Here is a 16,981-nt window from a genome sequence, read left to right as displayed (position 1 = left end):
TTTTTGAGATTTTAGTTTTATGCAGATTTACTTGGCACGAAATAACCAACAAGCTGGTCCCTACACCTTAGAACAACTTAACCAAATGCTCGCGAGCCAACAAGTGTTACTCACGGACTTGGTTTGGCACCAAGGTATGACCGAATGGAAAGCTTTGGGTGAACTCACTCAAGGTCAGTTGGTTTATATGCCTGCAGGATATACTGCACCAACAGCATTCGAATCAAATCAAACTGCAACTACGCCATCAAATACCTATGCACAGCCTCAAGCGGTACAAGAGCAAACTAGCCTAGCTAGTATTCCTAAACGTGTTTTGGCGAAAATCGTCGATTTACTGCTTTGGATACCAGCAACTTTTATCTTAACGGCATTTTTTAGTCCAAGTGAAAAGACACAATTTGCAAATCTGAATGAACAGTTTATGCAAGCTGTGATGACCCCAAATGCTGACCCCAATGTTTTACAGGCACTACAAACACAAATGGTTGAGATGTTTCCCAACCAAGCTTGGATTGCAATGTTTGCTTACCTCTTCATTATGCTTTTCATTCAAGCGTATTTGATTGCTAAATCTGGTCAAAGTATTGGTAAAAAAATCACCAAAATTAAAATCGTAGATGCCGAAACCAGCCAACCTGTAAACCTCATGCGTGGCTTCACTTTACGTAGTGTTTTATTTATTTTTCTGAACTTTTTATCGATGCCTTTAAGCGCAATCATTGATTCCGTTTTTATTTTCGGCAAAAAGCGTCAAACTTTGCATGACAAGTTAGCAAAAACCAAGGTAATAAACCAATAACTTTCACTTTTATTGAGGGATGAATTTCTCATCCCTTTTTTTGTGCATTACATTGAAATTAAAATAAAATTCAGATAAAAAAAACACAATCCCGACCAACAAAATAGGGTTTTAATACAGTCATTTAAAGCATCTTTATGTATAGCTTAGTTTGCCGATATCAGGCATAATGCCCTACAACGTAGCGGTGTCACATCATTGTGAACTTTTTTTCATATCTGAAAAATCACAATCATGCGACACTTTATTCGCTATCCCAATTTTAAAAATTAGGGAATGGGACTCTTCACCGAGGTTGTAAAATGAGACAAACAATTTTAGCTGTATTGTCTTTATCTGCGATCGCTGCACTCTTAACTGGGTGTGGTGGTGATATGGTACTTCTAAACTCAAAAGGTCCAGTTGCTGAAGGTCAGTCAAACCTCATGCTTACTGCGATCTACCTAATGTTGTTGGTAGTTATTCCATCAGCACTTATGGCTCTTTGGTTTGGTTGGAAATATCGCGCGTCAAATAAAGATGCAGACTATGCACCTACTTGGGCACACTCGACTGCAATTGAAGTTGTAGTTTGGGGTATTCCCGTAATTATTATCGCTATTTTAGCTTGGTTAACTTGGTGGGGTTCCCACAAGTATGACCCTTACCGTCCACTCGAGTCAGATAAAGCTCCTTTAACTGTTCAAGTTATTGCTGAACAATTTAAATGGATCTTCATCTACCCTGAACAAGGCATCGCGACTGTAAACGAGATCCGCTTCCCTGAGAAAACTCCTGTAAGCCTTCGTTTAACATCTAACTTCACAATGAACTCATTTTTCATTCCGGCGTTAGGTGGTCAGATTTATGCTATGGCAGGTATGCAAACTCACTTGAACTTATTAGCTGATGAAACTAGTCCTGCTGAAGGCTTCCGTGGTTTCTCTTCTAACTATTCAGGTTATGGCTTCTCACAAATGCGCTTCCGTGCACATGCTGTGACTGATGCTCAGTTTGCTGAATGGGTTTCTGCTGTTAAAGCTGGTAATGGTTCTTCAGTTAATCCTGAAGCGGTTCAAAAAACTGTTTTAGACCAAGCTGAATTTGCAACCTTACGTGACGGCAACCGTTCTAAACACCAGATCGAAGTTTTAGTTGCCAAAGCAACTACTCCTGAAGAGAAGGCTCTAGCTGAAGCAATGAAGCCTTACCCTACTAAGCCACACCCAGTGACTTACTATTCTTCAGTTGAACCTAAATTGTTCGAATCAGTGATTAACAAATACATGAGCAACTACCACGGTGCTGATCATACAGCTTCTGTTGGACACGAAGCTGCTGCTTCTGAAGCTCATGCAGGCGTTGAACATGCGACTGTTGCAGGGGAATAAGACATGAGCTTATTAGGTAAGTTAGGACCAGATGCAATTCCACACGACCCAATCGTGTTGGTTACTGTTGCAATGATGATCCTTGGCGGTATCGCAATTGTTGCTGGTATCACCTACTTTAAAAAATGGGGCTACTTGTGGAACGAATGGTTCACATCTGTAGACCATAAAAAAATTGGTATCATGTATATCCTCGTGTCAATTGTCATGCTTGTGCGTGGTTTTGCCGATGCGATTATGATGCGTCTTCAACTGTTCCTTGCAAAAGGTGGCGGTGAAGGTTACTTACACCCAGAACACTATGACCAGATCTTTACTGCCCATGGCGTAATCATGATCTTCTTCGTAGCAATGGGTCTAGTTGTTGGTTTAATGAACGTTGCTGTACCACTTCAAATTGGTGCACGTGACGTAGCATTCCCATTATTAAACTCTCTTAGCTTCTGGTTATTCGCCGGCGCTGCGGGCTTGATGATGGCTTCTCTTGCAATTGGTGAATTCGCTGCAACAGGTTGGATGGCTTACCCTCCACTTTCTGGCATCGAATACTCTCCAGGTGTAGGTGTAGACTACTATATCTGGGCACTTCAGGTTTCTGGTCTAGGTACGCTTCTTACTGGTGTTAACTTCTTCGTTACCATCATCAAAATGCGTGCGCCTGGCATGAAACTTATGGACATGCCTATTTTCACTTGGACTGCATTAGTTACTGTAGTGCTTATCGTTGCAACATTCCCAGTTTTGACTGCGACTATTGCAATGCTTTCACTTGACCGTTACTTCGGCTTCCATTTCTTTACAAATGACATGGGTGGTAGCCCTATGTTGTATGTAAACTTGATTTGGACTTGGGGTCACCCAGAAGTTTACATCTTGGTATTACCTGCTTTTGGTATTTACTCAGAAGTTACTGCTGTGTTCTCACGCAAAGCGTTGTTCGGCTATAAATCAATGGTGTACGCAACTGTAGCAATTGGTGTTCTTTCACTAGTTGTATGGGTTCACCACTTCTTTACAATGGGTGCTGGTGCCAACGTTAACGCGTTCTTTGGTATCATGACCATGATCATTGCGATCCCAACTGGTGTGAAAATCTTCTCTTGGTTATTCACCATGTACAAGGGCCGCATCACCTATACAACTCCAATGCTTTGGACACTTGGCTTCCTTGTGACTTTCGGTATTGGTGGTTTAACAGGCGTATTAATGGCAGTTCCACCAGCGGACTTCTTAGTACACAACTCTTTATTCCTTATCGCTCACTTCCATAACGTAATTATTGGTGGTGTAGTGTTCGCGATGTTCGCGGGTATCATTTTCTACTGGCCAAAAATGTTTGGTTGGAAATTGAATGAAACTTGGGGTAAAGCAGCGTTCTGGTTCTGGTTCTTCGGTTTCTACTTTGCATTCATGCCACTTTATATCCTTGGTTTCATGGGTATGACTCGTCGTTTGAATACATATGACAACCCTGAATGGGATCCGTACTTAGCGATCGCTTTATTTGGTTCTGTATTGGTTGCTATCGGTATCTTCTGTTTTGTTATGCAAATCGTTGTTGGTTTCCTTCAACGCAAAGACAACATGGACGTTACTGGCGATATCTGGGATGGTCGTACTCTTGAGTGGGCTACTTCATCTCCTTCACCATTCTATAACTTTGCTTATCTTCCAAAGATCAATGGTATTGATACTTTCTGGACTGACAAAGAAAATGGTGTTGCTTACGCTAAGCCAACTACATACGAAGACATCCATATGCCTACAAACCGTGCGGCAGGTTTCGTAATTGCAATGTTTATTACAGTTATGGGCTTCGCATTAATCTGGCATATCTGGTGGTTAGTCGTTGTAACTTTCATTGCTTCAATTATCAGCTTCATCGTTTCTTCTTTCACTAAGAAAGTTGACTACTATGTTCCAGCTGCAGAAGTTGAACGTATTGAAAATGAACGCTACGCGCTTCTTGAAAAACATTTGAAGAAGGACTAAGACAATGGCTGAAGTACTTCATCACGACAACCACGGACATGACGAACATCATCATCACGATGATACTGACATCACTGTCTTTGGTTTCTGGACTTACTTGATGAGTGACTTGGTTCTTTTCGGGACACTCTTCATCGCGTTCGCTGTATTAAGTAGCCACGTTCCAGTGGGTACGCCAAGTGCACAAGAGCTGTTTGGTGAATCTTTAGGTTTCGTTTTAACTGAAACTTTCGCCCTTCTTATCTCTTCTGTAACTTTTGGTTTTGCTGTTCTTGCAGCATACAAGAAAAATGTTGGTCAAGTTTTAACTTGGTTAGCAGTTACTTGGGTATTTGGTGCAGCCTTCATTGGCATGGAACTTTATGAATTCAATCATTTAGTTCATGCTGGTCATGGCCCAAGCACAAGTGCGTTCTTATCTGCGTTCTTTACTTTAGTTGGTACGCACGGTATTCACGTAACTTCTGGTTTGGTATGGATGCTTGTGTTGATGTTCCAAATCAAGAAATATGGTTTGACACTTCCAAACACTCGTCGTCTTGCTTGCCTAAGCTTGTTCTGGCACTTCCTTGACATCGTTTGGATCTGCGTATTCAGCGTTGTTTACTTGATGGGAGTTATCTAATGAGTCACGATCATAACTCTGCTGGTGCAGCTCACGGTAACGTTAAACAATATACAATCGGTTTTATCCTTTCTGTTCTACTTACCGTAATTCCATTCGGTATGGTAATGGCAGGTGGTTTTAGCCGCGGTCTATTGGTTGCCGTAATCGCGATTACTGCGGTTGCTCAGGTTCTTATTCAGTTAGTGTACTTCCTGCATATGAACTCTTCTTCAGAGCAACGCTGGAACGTGATTGCATTTGTTTATACAATCCTCACAATTGCTATCCTTTTAGTAGGTTCTGTGTGGATTATGAACTACCTTCACTTCAACATGATGATCTAAACTGGTCGTCATGCTGAAAAAGTATTTATTCCTGACTAAACCAGGAATTCTCTTTGGTAACTTTGTTACCGCTTTGGGTGGCTACTTTGTAGCTGCCCAAGGTTCTGTAGATTTCCTTCTGTTGCTTCTTACCCTCTTAGGCACCCTCTTTGTGGTCGCTTCTGGATGTGTAATCAATAACGTTATTGACCAAGACATCGACTCAAAAATGCAACGCACACAAAATCGTGCGATGGTTAAAAAATCAATCTCGATTCCTGTTGCTTTAGTTTTTGCTTTAGTTTTAGGTGTAATTGGTTTTAGCATTTTATGGTTCTGGGTAAATGCTTACGCTTTTCTTTTTGCTGTTATTGGTTTTGTCGTATACGTTGGTTTTTATAGCTTATGGACAAAACGAACAACAATCCATCAAACCATTATCGGCAGTCTTTCTGGCGCAGCGCCACCTGTAATCGGGTATACGGCTGTTGCAAACCAGTTTGATTTAGGTGCATTACTGATTTTTATTGGTTATGCATTTTGGCAAATGCCTCATTCTTGGGGAATTGCTGTTTACCGATTTGATGATTACAAAAATGCAGGTATTCCAATTTTACCTGTAGCTCGTTCAATTCACCGTACCAAAGTTGAGTCTTTGGTTTATGTGTTTTTGTTCTGCATGACCATGAATGGTTTATACTTTTATGGTTATGCCAATTGGATTTATATGATTATCCTGAATGCCTTAAGTCTGTATTGGATTTATTTAACCATTCAAGGATTCAAAGCTGAAGATGATCAAATTTGGGCAAAACAATATTTCATGTTTTCAGTCAAATTGATCACAGTGATTAGTTTAATTTTTAGTTTCACTTCCACTGCCCCTCTAAAGCCAATTGTATTTTTTTAAAAAGATAGAGTTTTACTCTATCTTTTTTATTTCTAGGCATCTTCAATCAACTTTCCCTACTTGATATCATTGCACCTACAATTATAAATAACTGTGCCTTATGTCTTCTCAACAAAAAATTCTTCGCTCTGCTCTTTTCACATCATTTATTCCTTTTGGCATTTTCTTTAGTGCACACAGTCATGCAGGTATGGATGTCTATTGTGAACCTTCGACAGAAATTCAGACCAATGCCTATACTGCATGCAATGAATTGCCTGCGCTCACGCCGGCAAATGACAATCAAACCAATATGCTGCTGTTGCTTAGCGATTTAGGTATTGCCAAATTTAATATTCAAGAAGAAAAATCCACTTTATGGACAACTAGCTATAGCAAAGTTCCTTTTGAAGTTTCCAGTCTTTTAGTGAATAGCCACAATAAATTGCCAAATGCGCGCAAACCGCTAAAAGCACCAGATTTAAGTTATAACGAACATTGCAATAGCCTGCAAAATGGTGCGCACGCGTTTATTCAACAAGTCAAAACGGACACTAAGCTTTCAAGCAGTGAAAAAGACATGTTGATCCATGAGCGTGAAAAAATTAATAATTGTGAAAACACATTAGCTTTACTGAGCGTGAATCCAAATTGGTCTGCCGCTGCACGTCAATATGTATCCTATCTAAATGCAACGATCTCTTTTTATAATGCTAACTTTTCCACAGCGACTAAGATATATTCAGTACTAACCAATGTTGATCAAGCGTGGTTAAAAGAAACTTCTCAATATATGCTGATTCGTAGCACCTTAAATGAAGCCTATCAAAGTGGTGTTGGTGAATATGGTGATTTAGTACATGACAAACTCAATCAAAACTTATTAACCACTTTTTTTAATAACATTACTCAGTACTTTAAGCTCTATCCGCAGGGTCAATATGCAGCAAGCGCACGCGGTTTATTAAGACGTGGTTTTTGGCTGAGTGGTAAACACGATTTACTGATCAATGAATATGTCTGGCAAATCAATCATCCAACATCCAGCGTCTATAATTTAGAATTGCCAAATCTACCTTATGAATTAGATCGACATGTTTTTCAAAGTAATAGACTCAATGTCAAAAATTTGAAAGATCCATTTTTTCTTAGCATTTATGACCTTATGCATATGCGCAAAAAAGAAACGGCAGATGATGTGGTCATTTCATGGGCTGAGTTAAACGCACAGAAAAATTATTTTAAAGATTCACCAGAACTGTTCCAGTATTTGCAGGCAAATCACTTATTTTATGTGCAAAACAAAGCACAAGAAGCACTCAAATATCTGCCACAACGAGCACCGAGCAGCATCAACAGTTATCTACAGTTGAGTCAGTTACTACTTAAAGGCCGTATTCTGGAAGCTAGTGGGCGAAATCAGGCCACTCAAAAATATTGGGAAAACCTACTTTCCATCAGCAAAACCGCCGAACAACGTGGATTGGCTGAACTTATGCTCTATCGCTACTATGCTCAACAGCAAAATACTGCACAATTTATTGGTTCTTCAGCCAAAATCAAGCAAGCTTATCTACAGCAACAATATTTAGTCGATGCAGCGAATGAACAAAGTTTAATGTCTGTAGTCAAAAATAACGTGGCCACACAAGATCAAAAAAATGTTGCGCTTTATACCCTACTAAATAAGTCATTGGCTTATCAAAACTTTGATTTATTTAACCAAGCGTACCGTGAATTACCAAGCAACGCGGCTCAATTTAATACTGAACAAAACACTGCGGAGAAGTTTCGCAATCAGCCACCATTTGCAAATTTCTTATGGAAAGGTGCAAACGTGAGCAATTCGATTAAATGTCCTGACTTGGCAACTTTGACCCAACAATTGCAAGTCAACCCAAAAGACCTGAGCCTTAATTTATGCTTAGGTGAATATGTGCGTAGTTCACAAGCCTATAACATACTAAATCTCAACTACCTGCCTGATCATTCACTGCAAAGTTTCAAGGGTACTTATTTTGCCCGTGGCGATGTATATAAAAACATTATTAAAACAGGGACAAAATCTGAATTAACGGCTTATGCGCTGTACCGTGCCATTCAATGTTATGCGCCAAGTGGCAATAATGAATGCCAAGACAAAGATGTAAATAAGTCGGTTCGAAAACAATGGTTTGATCAAATCAAACGCGACTATCCTGAAACCAGCTGGGCTAAATCTCTAAAATATTATTGGTAATTGATGATGATTTTGCAGGTGATCAAGTGGTCAAGAACATTTCGACTTTTGCTTATCTTGAGTATAGCTCTGTGTACAGCTTGCACACCGGCCCAATCTGGAAATACACAACAAGCTCAAACCGAATTACAGCAATGTGTTGATGCAGCACATTATTCAAGTTTTTGGATTTGGGGCAATATTTCTAGTAGCCCCTACTTACAGCAAGCCTCAGAGCTTTATATTTTACAAGGTGAAATGAATTGGAATAAACCTTTAAAGCAATCCGAGTTTATCCCACAAGGTATTCAAGTCCTCCATAAACCACAGCAGAAAATTTGGATTGTAATCCGTAGCCATCATTTACAATGGTCAAATAACAATATTCAGCAAATTTTGCAGCGGCTTAAACATTGGGAAAATAACGGCAATCAGATCCAAGGCTTACAAATCGATTTTGACGCCAAAACTAAAAACATTCATCAATATGCCTTATTCCTTGAAAATATACGAAAGCAACTACCTCAAAAATATCGTTTAAGCATTACTGGTTTAATGGATTGGACCAATGTTCAAGATCAGCAAACGCTCAGTATATTGCGCCGCAATATTGATGAGATCGCCATTCAAACTTATCGTGGTAGTGCCACGATCGAGAATTACACGAGTTATCTGAATAAAGTCTCAAAATTGAAACTACCCTATAAAATAGGCCTCGTACAACATGGCCGTTGGCACGCACCTCAACATTTAATTAATGATCCTTATTTTAAAGGTTATGTGGTGTTTTTATTACGTACCGCTAATCGGCCTTAAACCATAAATAATTCAAGCATTTTAAATCCATGCCTTGTATTTCAAACCTAAACGCTCTAAAATTCACGCTTCGCAATTATTGCGACACAACTTTGGTTGTGACTCCTTGCTTCAATCAATTAATGATTGGGGCTGCCTAAACCGTAAGGAGCTGACAATGCGTCACTACGAAATCGTACTATTGGTACATCCAGACCAAAGCGATCAAGTTGTGGGTATGGTAGAACGTTACCTAACTCACATCAAAGAAGCTGAAGGTCAAATCCACCGTCTTGAAGACTGGGGTCGTCGTCAATTGGCTTACCCAATCAACAAGATCCACAAAGCTCACTACATTCTTATGAATGTTGAGTGTGGTCAAACTACTCTTGATGAGCTAGAAGAATTGTTCCGTTACAACGACGCAATCATTCGTAGCCTTATCATCCGTCGTGAAAACGCTATCACTGAAGAGTCACTATTGGCTAAGAGTGCTGAAGAAAAACGTGCGCGTAAAGCTCAACGTGAAGAAGCACAACAAGCTCAAGACTCTGCTGAAGCATAAGGAGAACATAACATGGCACGTTTTTACCGTCGTCGCAAGTTCTGCCGCTTTACAGCTGAGAACGTTACGTACATCGACTACAAAGATATCGACACTTTAAAACAGTACATCACTGAAAACGGCAAGATTGTTCCTAGCCGTATTACAGGTACTAAAGCTCGTTACCAACGTCAATTAGCGCTTGCTATCAAACAAGCTCGCTACTTGTCTTTGATCCCTTACACTGACAATCATAAGTGAGGTTGAGCTGTGGATATTATCTTATTACAACGCATTAAAAACCTTGGTAAATTAGGCGATAAAGTTTCAGTTAAAGCTGGTTACGGCCGTAACTTCCTTATCCCTCAAGGTAAAGCAGTTGCTGCTACTGAAGCTAACACTGCTGCATTTGAAGCTCGTCGTGCTGAACTTGAGAAACAAGAAGCTGAGGTATTAGCTGCTGCTCAAGCACGTGCTGACCAATTGAACGAAGTTAACATCGTGATCACTGCTAAAGCTGGTGACGAAGGTAAACTATTCGGTTCTATCGGTACTCGTGACATCGCTGACGCGTTAACTAATGCTGGTCTTGTTGTAGACCGCGCAGAAGTTCGTTTACCAAATGGTGCGCTTCGCAACACTGGTGAATTCAACATCGCAATCCAATTGCATCATGATGTTGTTGCAGAAGTTCTAGTTACTATCGTAGCTGAGTAATTTCTTGCAAAGAAAAGAGCATGCTTACGCATGCTCTTTTTTTATCTGTAAAAAATAGTGCTCCAACTTTTTTATATTTTTAACTCTTCATTCAATTCAATGTATGACGAATTAATCGGAAATACTTGTTCGCATTTCTGTAGAAAACGCCTATCATTTCAGTTCAATGAAGAGTTGAAAAAACTGTAATTAGCACCCATTTCCATCACATTAAATGGTTTCAGCATCAGGGATTTTTATGTCACAGGCGAATGCCAGCAAGCCAAACTCTACGCCAACAGCAAAAACCACAGAACAAAGTTCGTTGAAAGAGTTTCGTACCCCACCCCATAACCTTGCGATTGAACAAGCCGTGCTTGCTGCACTGATGACCGTTGCAGAATCTTTTGAGCAAGTGGGTGATGTACTGACTGAAGCTGATTTTTATGCGACCCGTCATAAATATATTTTCCGTGCCATCGACCAGTTATCAAAAGATAGCTCACCTTATGATGCGGTCTTGGTCAATGACTGGCTGATTAAACAAAACTTGCTCGATGCTGCAGGTGGCGAAGAATATCTGATGCAACTGATGTCAGATTCACCTTCAAGTTTCTATAACCTTGAAACTTATGCTGCAAAAATTAAAGAATTTTCCACTTTACGCAGCATGATTAAAGTCAGCTCGGAGATTTTACAAAATGCCTATGACACCAAAGGTCGTACGGTCAGTGAAATTTTAGATCTGGCAGAAACCAATATTTTCTCGATTGCCGAACAACACAACAATAACGCCAAAGCACAAGGCCCTAAAGCCATTAACTCTGTCGTTGCTAGTGTTTTTGATAAGTTAAATGAACTTTCTCAAACTGAAGGCAGTATCACGGGTTTAACCACTGGATTTGTTGAACTTGATAATAAAACCTCAGGTATGCAAGCAGGCGATTTGATTATTGTGGCGGCCCGTCCATCGATGGGTAAAACTACTTTTGCCATGAACTTGGTTGAAAGTGTGCTGTTTAATAACAACCTGCCCGCTCTAGTTTACTCTATGGAGATGCCCGCTGACTCGATTGCCATGCGTTTGATATCCTCGTTCGGTCGTGTACACCAAGGGCATTTACGTGCAGGTAAAATGGATGCAGATGAATGGTCGAAAGTAACCAGTACCATTGTGCATCTCCAAGAAAAGAATTTGTATATCGATGACTCGTCTGCACTACCTCCAACGGAAGTACGTGCCCGCGCGCGCCGAATTGCCAAAATGCACGGCGGTAAACTTGGCTGCATCATGGTCGATTACTTGCAGCTTATGAAAGTACCCGGTATGGGCGATAACCGTGTTGGCGAGATCTCAGAAATTTCCCGAAGCTTAAAAGCACTGGCTAAAGAAATGCACTGCCCAGTAATTGCACTGTCACAGTTGAACCGATCACTGGAAAACCGTCCTAATAAACGCCCAGTGATGTCCGACTTACGTGAATCAGGTGCAATCGAGCAGGATGCCGATTTGATCATGTTTATTTACCGCGACGAGGTTTATAACAAAGAGTCTAAAGAAGCAGGTACTGCAGAAATTATTATTGGTAAACAGCGTAACGGTCCAATTGGTACTGTGCGTCTTGCCTTCGAAGGTCAATACACCAAATTTAGTAACCTCTCCCCTGAGTTTTATGCTCAGTATGATGATGAAGAGTAAAGACTCTTTATCATCCATTAATTCATCGACCCTGTAGGAGTATTTAGGGTGCGCCAAGCTACAGTTTATATTGATCAACAAGCACTTCAATATAATTTAAACCGTGTCAAACAACTTGCCCCAACCGCTAAAATTGTAAGCATGGTGAAAGCCAATGCTTATGGACATGGAGTTAAAGACTGCTTAGCAGCCTTAAAAGACAGTGATGCCTTCGGTGTTGCTTGCCTAGAAGAAGCCTTAGAAATTCGTGAACTGGGTTATGAACAACCCATTACGTTGATTGAAGGTATTTTCTCAGATGATGAAATGCAAATTATCATCGATAAAAAAATTGAATGTGTGGTACATCATCAGCAACAACTAGATTGGTTACGTGCGCATAAAGATGCCTATATCGCTCAAGGTCTGAAAGTTTGGGTCAAACTCAACAGCGGTATGAACCGCCTAGGCTTTAAAGTGCCTGAAATTATTGATGTCATCAATGCATTAAAGGCGGAAGGTTTTACTTGCGTACTGGCTATGCACTTTGCCAATGCAGACGCAGAAAATCATCCTTTAAATGACCAACAACGTGAACAATTCTTACACGTAAAAGAAGCCTGTGCGCCAATCATGGGTTCGTGCTGTAACTCGGCTGCGATTTTCAAATGGCCAGAACTGAATTTTGATTTTGTTCGCCCAGGCATCATGCTATATGGCGCAACCCCTTTTGCAGACCGTTCTGTAGAAGCCTTAGATCTTAAACCAGTGATGACCTTTACCGCTGAAGTTATTGCTTTAAATACCATTCAAGCTGGTGAATCTGTGGGTTATGGATCGACTTTCGTTGCAGAACAAGAAATGAATCTTGCGATTGTGTCGATTGGTTATGGTGACGGTTATCCACGTGCCTTCCCTAAACAAAACTATGTATCCATCCATGGACAGAAAACGCGTGTGATTGGCCGTGTTGCCATGGATATGATTGTGATTGATATCACTGGTATGCATGCACCAATAGGCACTGAAGTTGAGCTTTGGGGTAAAGACCGTTTAGTTGATGACGTTGCAGAAGCAAACGGAACCATTGGCTATGAATTATTATGCCGTATGAGCGCGCGCCCTGTACGTAAATTAGCTTAATTAGCCAAATCAAAAAGCCCAGATCAATTCTGGGCTTTTTTTTATCTCGCTTTTTTTATTCGCTTTTTAAATTGATCTATTCGTAGATCAAATCGTTATTGAAAATAGTCAGCTGTTGGTTTTGCCAATTCGATTAAGCCCTGACGCAATGCCTCTGACCAACCTTTACTGATCATGGTGAAATATGGGTCTTCTTCATAAATGCGCTTACCATTTGGTATTTCTAAACTGTCCTTTTTATAAACCAAAGCATCTAAAGGCATACCTACAGACACATTTGAGCGTATCGTTGAATCAAAAGAAATTAAGCTACAACGCATTGCTTCATCGAGTGGCATATCGTAACGCAAAGTTCGGTCGAGTATCGGCTTACCATATTTGCTTTCACCAATTTGAAAATATGGGGTATCTGGTGTCGCACAAATAAAATTGCCTTGCGGATAGATATTATATAACTGCATATCAGCACTGCCAATTTGACCGCCCACCAACAAACTACAGTAATAATTGCTTTGTTCTAAAGTATCGGATGTGACATCTGAGATAACTTTTTTTAAGGTATGCCCGACCAATTCCGCCACTTCGAACATCGTATTTACACTATATAAATTCGGCTCTTGTTTGACCTCTAGTTGATTTTGTAAATGCCCGATGACTGCTTGTGTTGTGGCTAAATTTCCAGAGGTTTGGATGGTAATAAATCGCTCACCCACAATACCAAAGGAATAAAGTTTGCGAAAAACTGAAATATGGTCAACACCTGCATTTGTCCGTGTATCACTGATAAATACCATGCCATCTTTTAACCGTAATGCACAACAATAGGTCATTTTTATCCCTCAAATGATTAACAACTCAGCACTTGTACAATTGAGCTCATAGACTCAATACCACCTTTATCACGAACGCCTCGAACTGGAGCTACATCCCAGTAGTCCCGCCCAATCGCGACATAAATATGTGATTGTGGTGTAAATAGCTGATTACTGACATCAAAACAATACCATTTATTTTCGATATAGACTTCTACCCAAGCGTGACTAGCAAGATGGCTACTATTCGGTACAAATAAATACCCAGAAATATATCGTGCAGGAATACCCAAATAGCGACACATTGCGATCATGACATGGCTATGATCCTGACATACCCCCTGCTTATAATGAAAAGCATCAATCGCTGAAGTATGTACCGATGTTTGATTCGATACATAGGGAATATGCGCCAATATCGCTTCAGCCAAACGAATCAGATTGGCACGATTGATACGAGGGACATAGCAATCGGCAAAACTTTTCATGTGAATATCGTACTGCGTACTCGGCGTTGGCTGTAAAAACAATTTCGGGTTTAAATCATCCGCATTTGAATCATTTGAACTCAAATTCATCTCTACGATGCCCTGCGCCATAATGGTCATTTGCAGATAAGGTTCGCGCTGCGTTGTGGTCAACCACACATTACCAAAAGTATCCAATTGCATATCACGCTGCCCCGGCACACTCACATCCCAATTTTGCACTTGTTGATGCGCATTGGTGGATGGGGTCATTTTGATATATTGAATGCTTCTGCTAACCACATCAGTGTAAACATAATGGGTCTGATGGTTGATCATGAGCCTCATACAGCCACCTCAAACATATTTTGGATATGATCACTGAAATGGTAAAAATTTTGGCTATTCGGTTGTTGCTTTAGTGCCTGCCATGCCTCTTGCACGCTTTCCCAGCCAAACTGAACCAAAGCGATTACGATATGTTCAATCTTCGCTAGGGTGTATTGAATCTCCTGCTGCATGCGTAACTGGCGATCAAGCTGCTCTATGGCTTGTCCTAAACTAAAAAATAAAAATACATCTTCAGATTCGGACTCTAAAACATCTTGGCAATCTGTTACCACGTCACAGATATAACCCAGGTTATCACTCGCATTACGAATTAAACGGCTGAGTTCTGCATAACTTTTTGCTGAAAGTACACCCCTTAAATCCTGAATATTACTTTGCGCATATTGAAATTGGCTGGAAAATGACGCCGGCTGCTCCGCATTTAAAACTAACTCATTCATTGAGTCGGCATCAAATGCTGGCAAACAAAAAGCATGTGCATAGTTCAATGCCGTATCAACATCTTGAAAAGGGAAAATACTGCATAAATATTGAGTGCGTGCTAAATAGCGCCCCAACCAAAAAATATGTTCTGCATTACTGTTTAATAAAATCATGTTTTGCTCCTTCACTGGAGTGCTATGAGCGTAAATCATCTACTACCCACGTATCTTTAATCCCGCCGCCTTGCGAAGAATTCACTACCAATGAACCTGCTTGCATCGCGACACGAGTTAAGCCACCCGGTACAATTTCAGTTCGATATGGTGAACTCAGTACAAATGGGCGTAAATCGATATGGCGTTCCGAAACACCCGCCTCACTTAGGGTTGGGCTGACAGATAAATTTAAAGTCGGCTGTGCAATATATAAATGTGGTGCTGCGGCCACTTTATCTTTAAAGCTATTTAATTCTTGTAAAGAAGCTTGTGGACCGATCAGCATGCCGTAACCACCTGAACCCTGCGCTTCTTTGACCACCAATTTTTCGATATTCGAGAGCACATAATCCAATTCGTTCTGCTCACGACATTGATAGGTCGGCACATTTTTCAGGATCGCTTGTTCGCCTAAATAGAAATGAATCATTTTATCCACATATGGATAAATCGATTTATCATCTGCTACGCCTGTTCCCGGTGCATTTGCAATGACCACATTATGTTGCATATACGCTGACATGAGCCCTGCTACGCCCAAAGTACTGTCAGGTTTGAAACATAATGGATCGAGAAAAGCATCATCCACACGACGATAAATTACATCAACCTGTTGTCGGCCTTTAATGGTTTTCACATAAACCTTATCGTTTTCTACATAAAGGTCACGCGATGTCACTAAGGGTACATCCATCTCCCTTGCCAAAAAAGCATGTTCATAATAAGCACTGTTAAAACGCCCTGGGGTTAAAACCACGATAAACGGGTTATCGACGTAGGCATTTTCTGCAAGAATTTCACGTAAAAGCTGCGGATACTGCTCAATCCCCATGATGTTGCTTTGCTGGCAAAGTTCAGGCATCAGTTTTTGACTGATCTTACGGCTTTCTAGCATATACGACACACCAGACGGTGTTCTAAGATTATCCTCAAGGACGTAAAATTCGCCTGATTGATCTCGGATGATATCAATGCCACTGATTTGGCTATAAATTTTACCTTTTAGCCCATGCATATACATTTGTGGCAAATAGGCTTCATGGGTTAAGACTTGCAGTTCAGGAATAATTCCTGCTTTTAAAATATCTTGTTGATGATAGACATCATGTAAAAACAGATTGAGTGCTTTCACGCGCTGTGCGCAGCCTAGAGATAAATTATTCCATTCCTTTCGTGCAATCACACGCGGAATAAGATCATAAGGTATGGTGCGTTCAATGCCCTCATCTTCGCCATACACTGTAAAAGTAATGCCTTCATAGAGAAAATGTTGTTTTGCAACCTGATTTAGTTGCTTCAATTCATCAAGCGTATGCTGTGATAACCACTGCTCTATCCGTTGGCATGATTCTTTAGCTACCGTTTTGCTGTCGCGCATTTCATTAAAAAAATCCGAATTGAATTGATTAAACAGCGCATATCCTCGAGCAAGTGGTAAAGTTTTTAATGTAGAGACAGAAGTATTAACCAACTTTGCCTCATAACCCTCAATTCCATTTGAAGTTGTATTACGATTTTCTTTCAGCATAGCAACTCCATGTTTTTGTCATGTTTTGTAAATCAGATAAAGCAATATATATGCCATCAATACATATGCTGCTTCTCTTTGATTATTTATGCATCATTTTTGCAAAGTGGTACAAGCATGTAACTGCT

The 16,981-nt window shown here is 40.4% G+C and carries 17 protein-coding genes; 13 read left to right on the top strand and 4 right to left on the bottom strand.

The window, feature by feature from the left end:
* Positions 1-19: 19 nt before the first annotated feature.
* The 13 genes from FTV37_RS08695 (at position 20) to alr (ending at position 13,057) form a co-directional block, all read left to right on the top strand.
* On the top strand, positions 20-802 hold the full coding sequence (locus FTV37_RS08695; protein WP_180063545.1) for an RDD family protein: 783 nt from the start codon (positions 20-22) through the stop codon (positions 800-802).
* A 302-nt stretch (positions 803-1,104) separates the two neighbouring features.
* Positions 1,105-2,172 (top strand): ubiquinol oxidase subunit II, encoded by a 1,068-nt coding sequence (gene cyoA, locus FTV37_RS08690; protein ID WP_180063544.1) that lies wholly within the window; start codon positions 1,105-1,107, stop codon positions 2,170-2,172.
* A 3-nt stretch (positions 2,173-2,175) separates the two neighbouring features.
* Entirely contained in the window at positions 2,176-4,164 is a 1,989-nt protein-coding gene (cyoB, locus tag FTV37_RS08685; protein ID WP_078193968.1) for a cytochrome o ubiquinol oxidase subunit I, read from the top strand.
* A gap of 4 nt (positions 4,165-4,168) precedes the next feature.
* Positions 4,169-4,789: a cytochrome o ubiquinol oxidase subunit III gene (gene cyoC, locus FTV37_RS08680; RefSeq protein ID WP_078188581.1), complete on the top strand. Its 621-nt coding sequence runs from the start codon at positions 4,169-4,171 to the stop codon at positions 4,787-4,789.
* On the top strand, positions 4,789-5,115 hold the full coding sequence (locus tag FTV37_RS08675; protein WP_078188582.1) for a cytochrome o ubiquinol oxidase subunit IV: 327 nt from the start codon (positions 4,789-4,791) through the stop codon (positions 5,113-5,115). Before cyoC ends, FTV37_RS08675 begins: the two co-directional genes overlap by 1 nt.
* A 10-nt stretch (positions 5,116-5,125) precedes the next feature.
* Positions 5,126-6,004 carry a heme o synthase gene (gene cyoE / locus FTV37_RS08670; RefSeq protein WP_180063543.1) on the top strand — a complete coding sequence of 293 codons (879 nt, stop codon included), beginning with the start codon at positions 5,126-5,128 and terminating at the stop codon, positions 6,002-6,004.
* 100 nt (positions 6,005-6,104) lie between these two features.
* Positions 6,105-8,222 (top strand): hypothetical protein, encoded by a 2,118-nt coding sequence (locus tag FTV37_RS08665; protein ID WP_180063542.1) that lies wholly within the window; start codon positions 6,105-6,107, stop codon positions 8,220-8,222.
* Between the two features lie 6 nt (positions 8,223-8,228).
* Positions 8,229-9,017: a DUF3142 domain-containing protein gene (locus FTV37_RS08660; RefSeq protein ID WP_180007955.1), complete on the top strand. Its 789-nt coding sequence runs from the start codon at positions 8,229-8,231 to the stop codon at positions 9,015-9,017.
* Between the two features lie 157 nt (positions 9,018-9,174).
* Positions 9,175-9,561: a 30S ribosomal protein S6 gene (rpsF, locus tag FTV37_RS08655; RefSeq protein ID WP_004696436.1), complete on the top strand. Its 387-nt coding sequence runs from the start codon at positions 9,175-9,177 to the stop codon at positions 9,559-9,561.
* A gap of 12 nt (positions 9,562-9,573) precedes the next feature.
* Complete coding sequence (rpsR, locus tag FTV37_RS08650; protein WP_004278792.1) at positions 9,574-9,801, top strand: 30S ribosomal protein S18; 228 nt, start codon at positions 9,574-9,576, stop codon at positions 9,799-9,801.
* A 9-nt stretch (positions 9,802-9,810) separates the two neighbouring features.
* Positions 9,811-10,257 carry a 50S ribosomal protein L9 gene (gene rplI / locus FTV37_RS08645; protein WP_078188585.1) on the top strand — a complete coding sequence of 149 codons (447 nt, stop codon included), beginning with the start codon at positions 9,811-9,813 and terminating at the stop codon, positions 10,255-10,257.
* Positions 10,258-10,495: 238 nt separating this feature from the next.
* Complete coding sequence (dnaB, locus tag FTV37_RS08640) at positions 10,496-11,935, top strand: replicative DNA helicase (protein ID WP_078188586.1); 1,440 nt, start codon at positions 10,496-10,498, stop codon at positions 11,933-11,935.
* Positions 11,936-11,983: 48 nt separating this feature from the next.
* Positions 11,984-13,057, top strand: coding sequence for an alanine racemase (gene alr / locus FTV37_RS08635; protein WP_180063541.1), 1,074 nt, complete (start codon positions 11,984-11,986; stop codon positions 13,055-13,057).
* Between the two features lie 95 nt (positions 13,058-13,152).
* Here the strand turns inward: alr and FTV37_RS08630 are convergent, their stop codons facing one another.
* The 4 genes from FTV37_RS08630 to FTV37_RS08615 are packed head-to-tail and all read right to left on the bottom strand — an operon-like array spanning position 13,153 to position 16,853.
* On the bottom strand, positions 13,153-13,887 hold the full coding sequence (locus FTV37_RS08630) for a proteasome-type protease (RefSeq protein ID WP_180010367.1): 735 nt from the start codon (positions 13,885-13,887) through the stop codon (positions 13,153-13,155).
* Between the two features lie 17 nt (positions 13,888-13,904).
* On the bottom strand, positions 13,905-14,684 hold the full coding sequence (locus FTV37_RS08625; RefSeq protein WP_180063540.1) for a transglutaminase family protein: 780 nt from the start codon (positions 14,682-14,684) through the stop codon (positions 13,905-13,907).
* Positions 14,681-15,283, bottom strand: coding sequence for an alpha-E domain-containing protein (locus tag FTV37_RS08620; RefSeq protein ID WP_180063539.1), 603 nt, complete (start codon positions 15,281-15,283; stop codon positions 14,681-14,683). The genes FTV37_RS08625 and FTV37_RS08620 overlap by 4 nt, the downstream gene beginning before the upstream one ends.
* A gap of 22 nt (positions 15,284-15,305) precedes the next feature.
* On the bottom strand, positions 15,306-16,853 hold the full coding sequence (locus FTV37_RS08615; RefSeq protein ID WP_168377744.1) for a circularly permuted type 2 ATP-grasp protein: 1,548 nt from the start codon (positions 16,851-16,853) through the stop codon (positions 15,306-15,308).
* Positions 16,854-16,981: the final 128 nt, after the last annotated feature.

The sequence above is a fragment of the Acinetobacter sp. YH16042 genome (assembly GCF_013417245.1).
In the GTDB taxonomy this organism is placed as follows: domain Bacteria; phylum Pseudomonadota; class Gammaproteobacteria; order Pseudomonadales; family Moraxellaceae; genus Acinetobacter; species Acinetobacter amyesii.
This window is presented reverse-complemented; position numbering and strand designations above follow the sequence as displayed.

Coding starts and splice junctions, on each gene's coding strand:
- FTV37_RS08665 (WP_180063542.1), top strand. CDS start 6,105: ATGTCTTCTCAACAAAAAATTCTTCGCTCTGCTCTTTTCACATCATTT.
- rpsF (WP_004696436.1), top strand. CDS start 9,175: ATGCGTCACTACGAAATCGTACTATTGGTACATCCAGACCAAAGCGAT.
- rpsR (WP_004278792.1), top strand. CDS start 9,574: ATGGCACGTTTTTACCGTCGTCGCAAGTTCTGCCGCTTTACAGCTGAG.
- cyoB (WP_078193968.1), top strand. CDS start 2,176: ATGAGCTTATTAGGTAAGTTAGGACCAGATGCAATTCCACACGACCCA.
- FTV37_RS08675 (WP_078188582.1), top strand. CDS start 4,789: ATGAGTCACGATCATAACTCTGCTGGTGCAGCTCACGGTAACGTTAAA.
- cyoE (WP_180063543.1), top strand. CDS start 5,126: ATGCTGAAAAAGTATTTATTCCTGACTAAACCAGGAATTCTCTTTGGT.
- FTV37_RS08630 (WP_180010367.1), bottom strand. CDS start 13,887: ATGACCTATTGTTGTGCATTACGGTTAAAAGATGGCATGGTATTTATC.
- dnaB (WP_078188586.1), top strand. CDS start 10,496: ATGTCACAGGCGAATGCCAGCAAGCCAAACTCTACGCCAACAGCAAAA.
- FTV37_RS08620 (WP_180063539.1), bottom strand. CDS start 15,283: ATGATTTTATTAAACAGTAATGCAGAACATATTTTTTGGTTGGGGCGC.
- FTV37_RS08695 (WP_180063545.1), top strand. CDS start 20: ATGCAGATTTACTTGGCACGAAATAACCAACAAGCTGGTCCCTACACC.
- FTV37_RS08615 (WP_168377744.1), bottom strand. CDS start 16,853: ATGCTGAAAGAAAATCGTAATACAACTTCAAATGGAATTGAGGGTTAT.
- FTV37_RS08625 (WP_180063540.1), bottom strand. CDS start 14,684: ATGAGGCTCATGATCAACCATCAGACCCATTATGTTTACACTGATGTG.
- FTV37_RS08660 (WP_180007955.1), top strand. CDS start 8,229: ATGATTTTGCAGGTGATCAAGTGGTCAAGAACATTTCGACTTTTGCTT.
- cyoA (WP_180063544.1), top strand. CDS start 1,105: ATGAGACAAACAATTTTAGCTGTATTGTCTTTATCTGCGATCGCTGCA.
- cyoC (WP_078188581.1), top strand. CDS start 4,169: ATGGCTGAAGTACTTCATCACGACAACCACGGACATGACGAACATCAT.